The sequence below is a fragment of the Vicinamibacterales bacterium genome (genome assembly GCA_036504215.1).
Classification (GTDB): Bacteria; Acidobacteriota; Vicinamibacteria; order Vicinamibacterales; family Fen-181; genus FEN-299.
Genome location: DASXVO010000056.1, coordinates 79,217 through 93,868 on the forward strand (window position 1 = coordinate 79,217; position 14,652 = coordinate 93,868).

Sequence of the window (14,652 nt, forward strand, 5' to 3'; positions counted from 1 at the left end):
CGTGGATGCTGCCTCGATCATCGCCAAGCTGCAGACGACGATGCCCGCCGTCGATTTCACGCCAGATCCCGCGACGGACCGGCCAACGGTCGTCGTGCCGCGCGAGCACCTCGTCGACACCTGCCGCGTGCTGCGCGATCAGCCGGTGTTCCTCTACGGCGTGCTCACCGATGTCACGGCCGTGGATCGGTGGCCCGCGGAGCCGCGCTTCGAAGTGGTGTACCACCTCCTCTCGGTCGATCGGACCTCCCTGCTCCGGCTGAAGGTGCGCGTCCCGGGGGAGGACGCGCACGTGCCGACGATCAAGGGCATCTGGGCGTCGGCCGGGTGGCTGGAACGCGAGGTGTGGGACCTGTTCGGCGTCGTCTTCGACGGCCACGACGACCTGCGCCGTCTGGTGATGCCCGAGGACTGGGACGGCCACCCCCTCCGCAAGGATTACCCGGTGCAGATCACGATGAAGCCCAAGGTCTACGAGCCGCTGCAGCTGACCGAGCAGGAGTTCCGAGCGAACATTGCCGCCGACCGGACCGTGCGCGGCGGCTCGAAGAAGACCGTATGACCGCGGGCGAGCGACACCGCGCGCTCGAGGCCATATTTGCCGAGACGGTGCGCCTTCACCAGGAGGTGCAGTCCGCGGGTCACGGGCCGATCCTGGCTGCGGCCGAGGCGCTCCGAACGGCGCTGGCAGGCGGACGGAAGGTGCTGGTGTGCGGCAACGGCGGCAGCGCGGCCGACGCACAGCACTTCGCCGCCGAGCTGGTGGGCCGGTTCGTCCGCGAGCGCGCGGCCTGGCCTGCGATGGCGCTCACGACAGACACCAGCACGCTGACCGCCATCGGCAACGACTACGGGTTCGACCGGGTCTTCGCACGGCAGGTGGAGGCGCACGGCCACCCCGGGGACTTGTTGCTGGGGATCTCGACGAGCGGCGGCTCACCGAACGTGATGGCCGCGGTGACCGTGGCGCGCACGCGCGGGTTGATGACGATTGGCCTGACCGGCGGCGATGGAGGCGCGCTCGGCCGCGCGGTGGACATCCACCTGAACGTGCCGACGGCCTCCGCGGCCCGCGCCCAGGAGGTGCACTGCACGATCCTGCATGTCCTGTGTGACCTCGTGGAGGCGGAACTGACGGGTGCCTGATCTGAGAACGTGGGTCTTCGATGCCTGAGCTGAGAACCGAGACGATGACCGTCAACATGGGGCCGCAGCACCCGAGCACGCACGGCGTGCTGCGGCTCGTGCTTCGCCTCGACGGCGAGACGGTCGTCGGGGCCGACACGACGGTCGGGTATCTGCACACCGGCATCGAGAAGACGACCGAGCAGAAGAAGTACCAGCAGGTGATTCCGCTCGTCGAGCGGATGGACTATCTCAGCGCGCATTCGAACAGCCTCGGCTTCGCGTTGTCGGTCGAGAAGCTCCTCGGCATCGAGCTGCCGGAGCGCGTGCAGTGGATCCGCGTGCTGCTCGCCGAGCTCCAGCGGTTGAACAGCCATCTCGTGTGGCTGGCCACGCACGCGATGGAGGTTGGCGCGGTGACGGTGATGTTGTACTGCTTCCGCGAGCGGGAGCTGTTCCTCAACATCAACGAGCTCATCGCCGGCTTCCGCATGTTCCCGAGCTACATCCGCGTGGGCGGCCTGCGCGAGGATCTGCCGAACGGTTTCCACGCCGCGGTGAGGGACGTCCTCGATCGGATGCCCGCCAAGCTGGTCGAGTACGAAGACCTGCTCACGCACAATCAGATCTACATCAAGCGAACACGAAACGTCGGCATCGTGCCGCACGACGATGCCGTGGCCCTGGGGCTGGTGGGTCCGATCGCGCGGGCGTCGGGCGTCCCGTACGACGTGCGCAAGGCGTTCCCGTATTCCGGCTACGAGACGTTCGACTTCGACGTGCCCATCGGCTCGAACGGCGACGTCTACGACCGTTACCTGGTGCGCATCGAGGAGATGTACCAGTCGATGAGGATCTGCCGGCAGGCGCTCGACCGGATCGCCCCGACCGGACCCTTTGCGGTCAACGACCCGCGGATTGCGCCGCCGCCGAAAGACCGGGTCTACACGGAGATGGAGGCGCTGATCCAACACTTCCTGCTCTATTCGCAGGGATTCGTCGTGCCGGCCGGCGAGGCGTACGTCCCGGTCGAGGGGCCGCGTGGCGAACACGGCTGCTACGTCGTGTCGGACGGCAGCAACCGTCCATGGCGCGTGAAGATGCGGTCGCCGTCGTTGATGTCGTGTCAGGCGTTGCCGAAGATGATTGTCGGCGGTCTGATCGCCGACGTCATCGCGGTCATTGGATCGATCGACGTGGTGATGGGAGACGTGGACCGGTGACCTTCCACCCCGAGATGGACTACCAGGCGGGGCTGCACGTCTCGCGGCGCGAGCTGCGGAAAGACGATGGGCCGTTCGCCTTCACCGCGGAGAACCGCGAGCGGCTCGAGCGGATTGCCGCGCACTACCCGCCCGAGCACCGGCGGTCGGCCGTGATTCCGGCGCTGTACCTCGTGCAGGAGCAGCAGGGCTACGTGAGCGCCGGCGCAATCCGCCACGTCGCGGACGCGATCGGCTGTACGCCGGCCGAGGTGGATGACGTCGTCACCTACTACGCGATGTTCTTCCGCGAGCCGGTGGGGAAATACGTGATCCAGGTGTGCCGCACCCTGTCGTGCGCCCTGCGCGGCGCCGAGCGCGTGACCGCGGAACTGTCCAGGCAGCTCGGCGTGACGGTCGGCGGCACCGACCCGACCGGCACGTTCACGTTGATGGAGATGGAGTGCCTCGGCGCCTGCGATCGGGCGCCGGTCGTGATGGTGAACAACGAGCACTGGCAGGAGTGCCAGTCGCCCGACGACGTGACCAGGTTGCTCGACGGCCTGCGGACGATGGGCACGGCGGCGCTGACGGGCTGCCACCTGAACGTCGAAAAGAGCCGCGACTAAAGATCGGCGGCAGTGGGAGCGGGCCGCACGTGTTCGCCGAACGGCTTCGGCGATGCGAGCCGTGCCCGCCCGGTACGTCGGAGTGGAACGAGCGTCTCGCCCGTCCGGGGTATTCGAGAGCCGAATGGACCCAGTTCTCACATCACACGTTCGCGAGGCGGGTTCGACCACCGTCGACGCCTTCCTGCGCCGCGGCGGGTACGAAGGCCTCCGCAAGGCGCTCGGGATGGCGCCGGCGCACGTGATCGACACGGTGAAGGCGTCGGGGCTGCGCGGGCGCGGGGGCGCGGGGTTCCCGACCGGCCTGAAGTGGCAGTTCGTCCCGAAGGACTCGCCCACGCCGAAGTACCTGTGCTGCAATGCCGATGAGAGCGAGCCGGGCACGTTCAAGGACCACGTGCTGATGGAGCGGAACCCGCACTTGCTGTTCGAGGGATGCCTGATTGGGTGCTACGCCATCGGAGCGAAGGCCGCCTACATCTACATCCGTGGCGAGTTCTACCACGTGCAGCGGGTTCTCGAGGCGGAGATCGAAGCGGCGCGCGCCAGGGGCTACATCGGCAAGAACATCTTCGGATCCGGGTTCGATTGCGAGATATACGTGCATCGCGGTGCGGGAGCCTACGAGGCGGGGGAGGAAAGCGCGCTGCTCGAGTCGCTCGAAGGCAAGCGGGCGCAGCCGCGGCTCCGCCCGCCGTTCCCCGCCGTCGTCGGCCTCTACGGATGTCCGACGGCCATCAACAACGTCGAGACGCTGTGCTCGGTGCCGTCCATCCTGACCAACGGCCCCGAGTGGTTCGCCGCGCTCGGGCCCGAGAAGAATGGCGGGCCGAAGCTTTACTGCATCAGCGGCCACGTCGAGAAGCCCGGTGTCTACGAGGCGTCGATGCACGTGACGCTTCGGGAGTTGATCGACGGGTGTGCTGGCGGCGTTCGCGGGGGGCGTCCGCTCAAGGCGATCATCCCCGGCGGGTCGTCCACGCCGGTCATCCTGCCGGACCAACTCGACGCCCAGGCGAGCTTCGACGGGCTGGTGAAAGCCGGCTCGATGCTCGGGTCGGCCGCGCTGATTGTCATGGACGACACGACGTGCATGGTCTGGCTCGCCGAGAACCTGCTGCACTTCTACCGGCACGAGTCGTGCGGCAAGTGCACGCCGTGCCGCGAGGGGACCGACTGGCTGACGAAGATCCTGCATCGGATTGAACACGGCGAGGGCAGCATGCGCGACATCGACCTGTTGCAGGACGTCGCGACGAACATCGGGGGCAAGACGCTGTGCCCGTTCGGTGACGCGGCCGTCGCCCCGGTGTTGAGCACGATCCAGCACTTCCGTTCGGAATACGAGGCACACGTCCGCGAGGGCCGCTGTACGTGCCCGTCGGACTGGCGCGTGATGGACTGATCCCCGATGCCGTCACTGACCGTACTCGTTCAACTCGGCCTCGTACTCGCCGTCTTCGTCATGCTGCTGCTGTCGTCGGCCGCCATGGTCTACGCGGAGCGGAAGGTGGCGGCGTTCATCCAGCAGCGCGAAGGGCCGAACCGCGTCGGACCGATGGGCTTGCTGCAGCCCTTCGCGGATGTCATCAAGCTGATGTTCAAGGAGGAACTGCGTCCGGGCGGCGCGGATCGCATCCTCTTCGGCCTCGCCCCGGTCATCTCGGCGACCGCGGCCTTTGCCGCCTTCGCGGTCGTGCCCTTCGGCGCGGAGACGACGTTCTTCGGTCTGCTGGAGCAGCCGATCAAGCTGCAGGTCGCCGACGTCAACGTGGCGGTGCTGGTGGTGTTCGCGATCACCTCGATGAGCGTCTACGGCATCGTGCTGGCCGGCTGGAGTTCGAACAGCAAGTACTCGCTGCTCGGCGGCCTGCGGTCCGCGTCGCAGATGATCAGCTACGAGCTGTCGTACGGCCTGGCCCTGGCGTCGGTGCTGGTGCTCGCCAATTCGCTCTCGCTCACCGACATCGTGAACCACCAGGCTGGCTACTGGTTCGGGTTCGTGCCGAAGTGGTTCATCTTCGTGCAGCCGGTCGGCTTCCTCATCTACATGGCGGCCGGGGTGGCGGAGACCAACCGCGCGCCGTTCGACTTCCCGGAGGCCGAGCAGGAACTGGTAGCGGGCTACCACACCGAGTACTCGAGCATGGCGTTCGCCATGTTCTTCCTGGCGGAGTACATCAACATGGTGACGGTGTCGGCCGTCGCCACGGACCTGTTCCTCGGCGGCTGGCACGGGCCGTTCCTGCCGGCGTCGCTCGGCTGGATCTGGTTCCTCCTGAAGATCTCGTTCCTCTTGTTCTTCTACATCTGGATGCGGTGGACGCTGCCGCGGTACCGGTACGACCAGTTGATGCAGTTCGGGTGGAAGTTCCTGCTGCCGCTGGCCGTCCTGAACCTGCTGGTGACGGCCACGGGGGTGATGCTCCTTGGGGTTTGAGCAATCGCTCTTCTACGTGTTTGCCACCATCACGGTGGTGTCGTCTGCGCTGGTCATCGGGCAGCGGAGCCCGATCTACAGCGTGATGCTGTTGATCGCGTCGTTCGCCGCGCTGGCAGGCCTCTACGTGCTGCTCGACGCGCCGTTCGTCGCGGTCATCCAGATCATCATCTACGCGGGTGCGATCCTGGTTCTGTTCCTGTTCGTCGTGATGCTGCTCAACGCCCCGAAGGAGGGTGCGGCGCCGGCTGACAGGGTGTCGCCGGGGCCGCGTCGAGCGGGCATCGCGCTCGGCGCGCTGCTGGCGGCGGAACTCGTCTTCGCCGTCTGGGCCGCGGCCTTTCCCCGCGAGCCGATTGCGGGCGGTCCGGACGCCGCTTCGAGCCAGGCGATCTCATCGGTGCGGACGATCGGCCAGGTGCTGTACACCGACTATGCCTTCGCCTTCGAGGTCACGTCGCTCCTGATCCTCGTCGCGATGGTGGGAGCGGTGGTGCTGGCCAAGCGACACGTGTGACGGCAGTGAGTTCACCATGGTCACCCTGACCCATTACCTCGTCCTGTCCGCGGTGCTGTTCGCGATCGGCACGACCGGTGTGTTCCTCCGTCGGAACATGATCACGGTGCTGCTGGCGATCGAGATCATGCTGAACGCGGTCAACCTCACGCTCGTGGCGTTTGGGCGCTACCTGGGTTCGGTCGACGGGCAGATCATCGTCTTTTTCGTCGTCACCGTTGCCGCGGCAGAGGCGGCCGTGGGCCTGGCCATCGTCATTGCGCTATTCCGGGTCCGGGAGTCCCTCGATCCGGATGCGTTCACGACGCTGAAGTGGTGACGCCCCCGGGGCGCCGCTGGACTGATTGACCCGATGCTGCTGTTCATCCCGCTCCTGCCGTTTCTCGGGTTCCTGCTGAACGCGTCGTTCGGACGCCGCCTGTCGAAGACCGTGTCCGGCGGCGCGGCGGTGGCGGCGATGTTCGTGTCGTTCGCGGTTGCGGCGGCGGCCTCGTGGTCGCTGGTGCAGAGACCGCCCGACGCGCGCGTCATCGACCAGACGCTGTTCACCTGGATCCCGTCGGGCGACTTGCAGGTGCCGTTCGCGTTCCGCCTCGATCCGTTGTCGATGGTGATGATCCTCGTCGTGACCGGAATCGGATCGCTCATCCACCTGTACTCGACCGGGTACATGCACGAGGAGCGCGACAGCGAATATGCGCGGTACTTCTCCTACCTGAACCTGTTTGCCTCGTTCATGCTCGTGCTCGTCCTGGCGCCGAACCTCCTCGTGATGTTCGTCGGCTGGGAAGGCGTCGGCCTCTGCTCGTACCTGCTGATCGGGTTCTGGTACCACAAGAAGACGGCGGCGGATGCCGGCAAGAAGGCGTTCATCGTCAACCGGATCGGCGATTTCGGGTTCCTGCTCGGCGTCCTGCTGCTGTTCTCCCGCTTCGGCACCCTCGACTTCCACCGGCTCGCCGCCAGCATCGAGACGCTCGCGCCCGAGACGGCGTTCGGCACGCTGTCGGTGGCGGCGCTGCTGCTGTTTGTTGGCGCCACCGGCAAGTCCGCGCAGATCCCGCTCTACGTCTGGCTGCCGGATGCGATGGAAGGGCCGACGCCCGTGTCCGCGCTGATCCACGCCGCGACGATGGTGACGGCGGGCGTGTACATGATCGGGCGGAACGCGGTGCTCTACTCCCACGCGCCCGGCGTGCTCGAGATTGTGGCGGTTGTCGGCGTGGCCACCGCCGTGATGGCGGCCACGATCGGTCTCGTCCAGAACGACATCAAGCGGGTGCTCGCGTACTCCACCGTGTCGCAGCTGGGTCTGATGTTCCTGGCGATGGGCGTCGGCGCCTATGCGTCGGGCATCTTCCATCTCTACACCCATGCGTTCTTCAAGGCGCTGCTGTTCCTCGGTTCGGGTGCCGTGATTCACGCGCTCGCCGGCGAACAGGATCTGCGCCGGATGGGCGGGCTGCGCAAGGAGTTGCCGATCACGTACTGGACGTTCCTCGTCGGCGCCCTGGCGATCGCCGGCGTGCCCCTGCTCTCGGGGTTCTTCAGCAAGGACGAGCTGCTGTACCGCACCTACGCGAGCGGGCATCGGTGGCTGTGGTTGTTCGGCAGTCTCGCGTCGCTGATGACCGCGTGCTACATGTTCCGCCTGGTCTTCCTGGCCTTCCACGGACCGAGGGCCGCCGCCCCCGCGTATCCGGGAATCGATGCGACGGCGGACCATGCGCCCGCCCAGGCCGGCGCCGGCCACGGCGGGGACGCGCACGCCGGCCGTCTGCACGACGCGCCACGCAGCATGGCGATCGTGCTCGTCGTGCTGGCCGTGGGCGCGGTCCTCGCGGGCTATGCCGGCGTCCCGACGGCGCTCGGCGGATCGAACCGGATCGAGCAGTTCCTCCAGCCGAGCTTCACCGCAGCGGGAGCCGCGGAAGGCGCCGGCGGCGGTCTCGCCACGCGTTTGTCCGACGAGCCGCGCCAGGGTGAGGGGGAGGACACGGCCACCGAACTGCGCCTGATGGCGGTCTCCACGGCGTTGGCGTTGGTCGGGATCGGCCTCGCGACGCTGTTCTTCCTGCGACGTCGCGACCTCGCCGACCACCTGGCCGCACGATTCCGCGGCCTGCATCGGCTGTTGCTCCACAAGTACTACGTGGACGAAGTGTACGACGCCGGGATCGTGCAGCCGATTCGGCTGCTGTCCGAGCATGGCCTCTGGAAGGGTGTGGACGTGGGCGTAATCGACGGGGCGGTCAACGGTGCAGCCGTGACCGTGCGCGGGGCGAGCGGTCTGCTGCGCAGGCTTCAGACCGGCTCGATCCGTGCGTATGCGGCGTCGCTGCTCGTCGGCGCGCTGGTCATTCTGGCCTACGTCTTGTGGCCGTAACCGATTACCGAGTGTTCCGGTGCTGACAACAATCGTCTTCCTGCCGCTGGCCGGCGCCCTGCTGCTGCTCCTCATCGACAATCGCGACGGCCGTCGTGATTTTGTCGTCCGCGTCGTCGCGCTGGGCGCATCGCTGCTCGTCTTCGCGGCGACGCTGCTGCTGTGGGCCCGCTTCGATCCGACGCGCGCCGACTTCCAGTTCGTCGAGCGGCTCGATTGGATTCCGGCCTTCGGCATCCAGTACCACCTGGGTGTCGATGGCATCAGCCTGTTCCTCCTGGTCCTCACCGGATTCCTCACACCGATCGCCCTGCTGTCGTCCTGGGGCTCCGTGCACAAGCGGCTGAAGGAGTTCGCGGCATTCGTGCTGGCGCTCGAGTGCGCGATGCTCGGCGTCTTCGTCTCGATCGACCTGTTCCTGTTCTATATCTTCTGGGACGCGATGCTCGTCCCGATGTACTTCCTCATCGGCATCTGGGGCTACGACCGGCGTATCTATGCGGCGGTGAAGTTCATTCTCTACACGGCGGCCGGCAGCCTGCTGATGCTCATCGCGATCATCGGCCTCGCCTGGATGCACAACTCGACCAACGGCAGCTACACGTTCGACCTGCTCAAGCTGTACGACCTGCGGCTTCCGCGTCAGCTCGAGTTCTGGTTCTTCCTGGCCTTCACGCTGGCGTTCGCGATCAAGGTGCCGCTCTTCCCGTTCCACACGTGGCTGCCCGACGCGCACGTCGAGGCGCCCACGGCGGGATCCGTCATTCTCGCCGGCGTCCTCCTGAAGATGGGGACCTACGGTCTCGTGCGGTTTGCGTTCCCGCTGTTCCCCTCGGCGGCCGCCTACTTTGCCCCGGCGCTCGCAGTGCTCGCCGTGATTGGCATCATCTACGGCGCGCTGGTGGCGATGGTGCAGCCCGACCTCAAGAAACTCGTGGCCTACTCGAGCGTCAGCCATCTCGGGGTCGTGGTGCTCGGCATCTGCGCGCTGAACGTGCAGGGTGTGCAGGGGGCGGTCTACCAGATGCTCAATCACGGCGTGAGCACCGGCGGGCTGTTCCTCATCGTCGGCATGTTGTCCGACCGTCGCCACACCCGGCAGATCGCGGAGTTCGGCGGACTGAAGGCCGTCATGCCCAGGCTGGTCGCCGCCTTCCTGCTCATCACACTGGCGTCGATCGGCCTGCCCGGACTGAACGGCTTTGTCGGCGAGTTCCTGATCCTGCTGGGGGCGTTCAGGTGGGACCCGCGCTACGCCGCGTTCGCCGCGACGGGCGTCATCCTCTCGGCCGTCTACATGCTCTGGATGTTCCAGCGGGTGAACTACGGTCCGGTGACGCACGACGAGAACCGGGCACTGCCGGATCTGACGGTGCGGGAACGCTGGGTCATCGTGCCCATCGTGGCGATGTCGGTGCTGATGGGCGTGATGCCGGGCGTGTTCCTCCGACCGATGCAACCGTCGGTCGAGCGGTTCCTGCAGCGCGTGAGCCGCGACACGGTGGCCACGCATCCTGCCGCGTCGAGCCAGTCGTTGAGCGGCATCAAGGTGACGAATCTCCCACCCGCCGACGTGCGGGTGAAGAACTGAATTCATGGTATCGACCTCCATCGCCGCCATCGTTCCCATCCTCTGCGTGACCGCCGCGGGCATTGCCGCGATGCTGGCCGAAGCGTTCCGGGAACCGCACGAGCGGATGCCGATCAGCGGTCTTGGTCTTGTCGGCCTCGTCGGTGCCGGCATCAGTTGCGTGTTGCTCTGGGGCCGCAATGCGACGTCGTTCGGCGTTGTCTCGGCGGACAACTTCGGCCTGTTCATCAGCCTGGTGCTGGTCCTCATCGGCGTCGTGACCATGCTGCTGGCGCCGCAGTTGGTGGAGCGCGATGAGCTGCCGGGCGGTGAGTTCTATGCCCTGTCGCTGTTCGCGCTCGCCGGCATGATGCTGATGGCGATGGCCACCGACCTGCTGGTGATCTTCCTCGCGCTCGAAGTGCTGTCGCTCGCGGTCTACGTCCTGACGGCGATCCGCCGGGAGGCCGCGGCATCGGTCGAAGGGGCGTTCAAGTACTTCATCCTCGGCGGCTTCTCGAGCGCCTTCTTCCTCTACGGCCTCGCGTTCGTCTACGGCGTGACGGGCAGCACGCGGCTGGACAAGGTGGGCAGTGCGATCGCGTCGAATGCCGGGAGCCATCCGGAGCTGGTGCTGGTGGCGTTGGGGTTCCTCATCGTCGGGTTCGGTTTCAAGGTGTCGGCCGTGCCGTTCCACATGTGGACGCCCGACGCGTACGAGGGCGCACCGGCGATCGTGACCGGCTTCATGTCCACCGGCGTGAAAGCGGCTGCATTTGCCGCGTTCGTACGCGTGTTCGTGACGGCTTTCCAGCCGGTGCAGGCGACGTGGACGCCGATCCTCTGGGCAGTCGCGTCCGTCACCATGATCCTCGGCACGGTGGTTGGCGTCGCCCAGGTCAACCTCAAGCGGATGCTGGCGTATTCGAGCATAGCCCACGCCGGCTATATCCTGGTCGGCCTCGTGTCGGGAAACGATGTGGGGAAGAGTGCGATCCTCTTCTACCTGCTGGCCTACGGAATCACGAACCTCGGGGCGTTCGGCGTGATTGCGCTGCTCGGGACTCGCGACCGCGCGAACGACGACCTCGACAGCGTCACCGGACTCTCCGACCGCCATCCAGCGCTGGCGGCCGTCCTTGCCGTGCTGCTGCTGTCGCTCGGCGGCATCCCTCCCACCGCAGGCTTCGTGGGCAAGTGGTACATCTTCAGCGCCGCCGTTCGCGCCGGCGACTACGGCCTCGCCATCATTGGCGTCGTGACCAGCGTCGTGTCGATCTTCTTCTACCTGCGGGTCATCGTCATGATGTACATGGCCGAACCGGCCGAAATGCATGGCGGACCCGCCACCGCCCCATCCCGCGCGGCGGTATTCGCCCTGGCGGCGACGATTGCCGCCACGTTCTACCTGGGCGTGCTGCCGACACAGGTCATCGACCTCGCCGCACGATCCATAGGCAGCCTGCGGTAATTGGGGTCGGGGCCATCGACCGAACAGCGATCGCCCCTTCAACCATTCCCGCGTTCCGCCGGTCTATAGCACCAGCGGAAGGCACCATGCGGCTACTGAGAATCCTTCGAAGCGAGATGCTGTCGTGCAGTTGCTTCGTGGGCGTCTACGAGATGTACAACGGCCAGGCCGTCTGGATCGTGGAAGAGGCCGGGGCGGCGTGTCCCAATCCCTGGCATCAGCCCGGTCGCGTGGTCGAGCGCCCGTCCGGGACGCCGATGGACGGCGACCGGCCGTCCTCCTCCAGCCCCGCGCGGGTCGCGTCCTAGCAGCCTGTGGTGAAAGCCCCGCCGGCATTCGGCCGACGCTGCATCCCACCCGGCTGCGTTGGTCCTCCCTCGAATATTGCCCGATATTCTCTGTCGTCGCGCCTTGCCGGCTGGGCGCATCGTCGCCCACGGTGCTGCGCCGCGACTTCCACCACGGGCTGCTGGCCCACCCGAAGCATCAGGAATAGCCGGGCGCCTGCAGGTCCGCCCAGCGGATGCGGCCAATCAGTTCCGGAAGGGATCCCGCCTCCAGGCCGAGATGCCGCAGGGCATCGGCGAGGTCACTCGTCCCCATGCGATCCAGATCGTGCCCGGCATCGAAACGCGAGACGAGCAGGTTGGCAAGATAGACGAGGTACGGAAGGGTCTTGTCGCCCTCGGCTTCCGCCGGGCGTGTGTGGTGGGCGATGACATTCCACAAGACGGCCGGGAACGACCAGAGCTCGGCCAACCGCGCCCCGGCCTCCTCATGCGAGACTCCGAGAACGGACCGCTCGACATCGAGCAGTTCGGCCCCCTCTGCGACCACCTCCCTGTAGAACAGCGGGCGGGCCGACGCGACGTACTGATCGAGCAGCACCTTGCCGATGTCGTGCAGCAGACCCGCCGTGTACGCGAGGTCGCGTTGGGCAGCGCCGGTCAGCATGGCGAGCTGTTCCGACACGATGGCCGTCGACACGGCGTGATGATAGAGGCCGCCGCGGGACATCGAGTATCCCCGCTGGTAACTGCTGAAGAATGTGCCCATCACGGTCGAAAGGATGAGCTCGCCGACCAACCGTCCGCCAAGCAGCACCAGCGCGCGGTCGATCGACTTGATCTCTTCTCGCGCGCCCAGATACGCGGAATTGCACGTCCTGATGACCTTCGCGGTCAATACCTGGTCACGCCGGATCTCCTGAGCGATCTCGTGGAGGCTGTAGTCGTCGATCTGGAGCATGCGGATGATCTTGAGCGCTGCCTGCGGGATTGGCCTGATGCGGGCGGTCGCCAGATCCAACTCATCGGCGGTCAGGCGCTGAGGCCTGACGCCGACGGCTGATACGTCGACCGCCATCGGCTCGATCTCGCACGTCAAGGTCTCGAGGTCCAGCGCCAACCTCGAACCGAAGTGGCCACCCGTTTCCGAGCAGACGACCCGGACGGCGGCGTCCTTCAGCATCGCGTCGACGACGTCGACAGTCCGGCCGCCGATGTCCAGATCCAGATCCAGGCTGGTGACGCTCCCCACGAGGGCGCCGCCCGCGACGGTGGCCTCCATGGACTCGGGCGAGCACCCTGCGGCTCTCAGTTCGTCCAGGAATAGCGGGATGCTCGTTCTGGCGCAGAGCGCGCTGCCGAACGCGAGGCCCGCCGAGACGGCTTCCGGCAGGAGGATGTGCAGCAGGCCGCCGACTTGCGCCCGGCGATCCACGATGGCCACGCCGACACAGGTGCCCAGGTACGCCTCGAGGTATTCCCGTCGCGTCTTGGCGACGCGGTAATCCCCGGAAGCGACGTGGGTTCTGGGCAATGGCCTCATCGTGGGGTCCTCGCGCTGCCTCGGTAGGGCAGCTCCGCCAACGCCGTGGCAACGACATCGTCTTGGTCGGGTTGCACGGTCCTGAGGTCGAGCAACAGCCGGTCTTTCTCGATGCGCCCAACCACGGGCGGTTCCCGTCTCCGCAGGTGCTCGTCGATCCAGTTCGCGCTCCGCACGGCGTGGGTCAGGGCCAGCAGACGCGTCGGGAATTCCAGTCCCGGCGTCGAACCTCCGCCCACCGTGGATTGCCCGTCGATGAGTTCGACCCGCAGGCCAGGCACCGGGCGGAGAGCATCCGCAAGGGCCGTTGCCCTGGCACCGATCTCTTCGGTGGACAGCAGGATCATCCGCAGCGCGGGAATCGTGCGGCTGGCCCGGCCCGCGACATACTCGCCGAGTGTCGCCTCGAGCGCCGCGTAGGTCAACTTGTCCACCCGAAGCGCGCGCATCAGGGGATGTCGCCGGATTGGTGCCAGCAAATCCGTGCGCCCTGCAATGATACCGGCCTGTGGCCCGCCGAGCAGCTTGTCGCCGCTGAAGCAGATGAGGTCCACACCCGCGGCCAGGCTGGTTGGCACGCGCGGTTCGCCCCGCAGCAGCGCGTCGAGCCTCGCATCGTCCGATTCCCCGGGCAGCCCAAGATAGCCGCTGCCGATGTCCTCCACGACCGGTACGGCGTGCTCGCGTCCGAGGGAAACCAGTTCGTCGATCGTCGGCTGCTCGGTGAATCCTTCGATTCGGAAGTTCGACCGGTGGACGCGGAGCAGCAGTGCCGTGTCCGGTCCTATCGCCGCTCGGTAGTCCTCGATTCGCGTCCGATTGGTCGTGCCCACCTCGCGAAGCCGTGCACCCGACTGCGCCATCACGTCCGGCACCCGGAACCCGCCGCCGATCTCCACCAGTTCGCCCCGCGAGACGACCACTTCGCGTCCAGCGGCCAGCGCGGCAAGCAGGAGCAGCGTGGCCGCCGCATTGTTGTTGACGACGACCGCGGCTTCGACACCCAGCAAATGACACAGCAGCGCCTCTGCATGTACGTCGCGCCTGCCGCGTGCGCCGGTGACAACGTCGTATTCGAGATTCGAATAGCCCGGCAGCAGCGTGTTCAGCCGGGTGACCACGGGCGACGCCAGCGGGGCGCGTCCCAGATTGGTGTGCACGATCACCCCGGTGGCGTTGACGACGGGACGGAGCGACGGGCGCCCGAGGTGGTGCAGGCGGAGCGTCGCGTGCCGTTCGATGAAGATCGCAGCCGATTCCTGGTCGTGCACGCCGGTCGTCCCGGCCGCGTCGTCGCGACCCAGTGCGGCGCGCAGTTCCGCCGCGCCAGTCCGCAACGCCTCGACGATCGTCCCTGGGCCGAAGTCGCGCTCCAGTGCCGCCACCGCCGGCCGCCGACGCATCTGCTCGATCGAAGGGATGTATCGGTAGTGTGGCATAGGTCTCGTGGCCCGGAGTTCTTGCCGGGCGTGGTGGACTCAG

14 protein-coding genes are annotated in these 14,652 nt (G+C 66.8%); 12 read left to right on the forward strand and 2 right to left on the reverse strand.

Annotated elements, in window-relative coordinates; translation table 11 throughout:
• The first annotated feature begins 1 nt into the window (after position 1).
• The 12 genes from VGK32_16620 (at position 2) to VGK32_16675 (ending at position 11,648) form a co-directional block, all read left to right on the forward strand.
• The gene (locus VGK32_16620) at positions 2 to 562 is read left to right on the forward strand and encodes an NADH-quinone oxidoreductase subunit C (GenBank protein HEY3383398.1); all 561 of its coding nucleotides are present in this window, start codon (positions 2 to 4) and stop codon (positions 560 to 562) included.
• On the forward strand, positions 559 to 1,146 hold the full coding sequence (locus tag VGK32_16625) for a D-sedoheptulose 7-phosphate isomerase (protein ID HEY3383399.1): 588 nt from the start codon (positions 559 to 561) through the stop codon (positions 1,144 to 1,146). Before VGK32_16620 ends, VGK32_16625 begins: the two co-directional genes overlap by 4 nt.
• Before the next feature lie 20 nt (positions 1,147 to 1,166).
• A complete protein-coding gene (gene nuoD, locus VGK32_16630) occupies positions 1,167 to 2,348 on the forward strand; it encodes an NADH dehydrogenase (quinone) subunit D (protein ID HEY3383400.1) in 1,182 nt (393 codons plus the stop codon).
• Entirely contained in the window at positions 2,345 to 2,956 is a 612-nt protein-coding gene (gene nuoE / locus VGK32_16635) for an NADH-quinone oxidoreductase subunit NuoE (protein HEY3383401.1), read from the forward strand. Before nuoD ends, nuoE begins: the two co-directional genes overlap by 4 nt.
• 124 nt (positions 2,957 to 3,080) lie before the next feature.
• Positions 3,081 to 4,361, forward strand: a complete 1,281-nt coding sequence (gene nuoF, locus VGK32_16640) for an NADH-quinone oxidoreductase subunit NuoF (GenBank protein HEY3383402.1) — start codon at positions 3,081 to 3,083, stop codon at positions 4,359 to 4,361.
• Between the two features lie 6 nt (positions 4,362 to 4,367).
• Positions 4,368 to 5,396, forward strand: coding sequence for an NADH-quinone oxidoreductase subunit NuoH (gene nuoH, locus VGK32_16645; GenBank protein HEY3383403.1), 1,029 nt, complete (start codon positions 4,368 to 4,370; stop codon positions 5,394 to 5,396).
• Positions 5,386 to 5,913, forward strand: a complete 528-nt coding sequence (locus tag VGK32_16650) for an NADH-quinone oxidoreductase subunit J (GenBank protein ID HEY3383404.1) — start codon at positions 5,386 to 5,388, stop codon at positions 5,911 to 5,913. Before nuoH ends, VGK32_16650 begins: the two co-directional genes overlap by 11 nt.
• A gap of 16 nt (positions 5,914 to 5,929) precedes the next feature.
• Positions 5,930 to 6,232, forward strand: a complete 303-nt coding sequence (nuoK, locus tag VGK32_16655; protein ID HEY3383405.1) for an NADH-quinone oxidoreductase subunit NuoK — start codon at positions 5,930 to 5,932, stop codon at positions 6,230 to 6,232.
• A 33-nt stretch (positions 6,233 to 6,265) separates the two neighbouring features.
• On the forward strand, positions 6,266 to 8,299 hold the full coding sequence (gene nuoL / locus VGK32_16660; protein HEY3383406.1) for an NADH-quinone oxidoreductase subunit L: 2,034 nt from the start codon (positions 6,266 to 6,268) through the stop codon (positions 8,297 to 8,299).
• 19 nt (positions 8,300 to 8,318) lie between these two features.
• Positions 8,319 to 9,890, forward strand: a complete 1,572-nt coding sequence (locus VGK32_16665; GenBank protein ID HEY3383407.1) for an NADH-quinone oxidoreductase subunit M — start codon at positions 8,319 to 8,321, stop codon at positions 9,888 to 9,890.
• A gap of 4 nt (positions 9,891 to 9,894) precedes the next feature.
• Complete coding sequence (locus VGK32_16670; protein ID HEY3383408.1) at positions 9,895 to 11,340, forward strand: NADH-quinone oxidoreductase subunit N; 1,446 nt, start codon at positions 9,895 to 9,897, stop codon at positions 11,338 to 11,340.
• Positions 11,341 to 11,426: 86 nt separating this feature from the next.
• Positions 11,427 to 11,648 carry a hypothetical protein gene (locus VGK32_16675; GenBank protein HEY3383409.1) on the forward strand — a complete coding sequence of 74 codons (222 nt, stop codon included), beginning with the start codon at positions 11,427 to 11,429 and terminating at the stop codon, positions 11,646 to 11,648.
• 178 nt (positions 11,649 to 11,826) lie between these two features.
• Here the strand turns inward: VGK32_16675 and VGK32_16680 are convergent, their stop codons facing one another.
• Both VGK32_16680 and selA read right to left on the reverse strand, forming a co-directional pair.
• Entirely contained in the window at positions 11,827 to 13,170 is a 1,344-nt protein-coding gene (locus VGK32_16680; protein HEY3383410.1) for an HDOD domain-containing protein, read from the reverse strand.
• Positions 13,167 to 14,609 carry an L-seryl-tRNA(Sec) selenium transferase gene (selA, locus tag VGK32_16685; GenBank protein HEY3383411.1) on the reverse strand — a complete coding sequence of 481 codons (1,443 nt, stop codon included), beginning with the start codon at positions 14,607 to 14,609 and terminating at the stop codon, positions 13,167 to 13,169. The genes VGK32_16680 and selA overlap by 4 nt, the downstream gene beginning before the upstream one ends.
• Between the last annotated feature and the right edge of the window lie 43 nt (positions 14,610 to 14,652).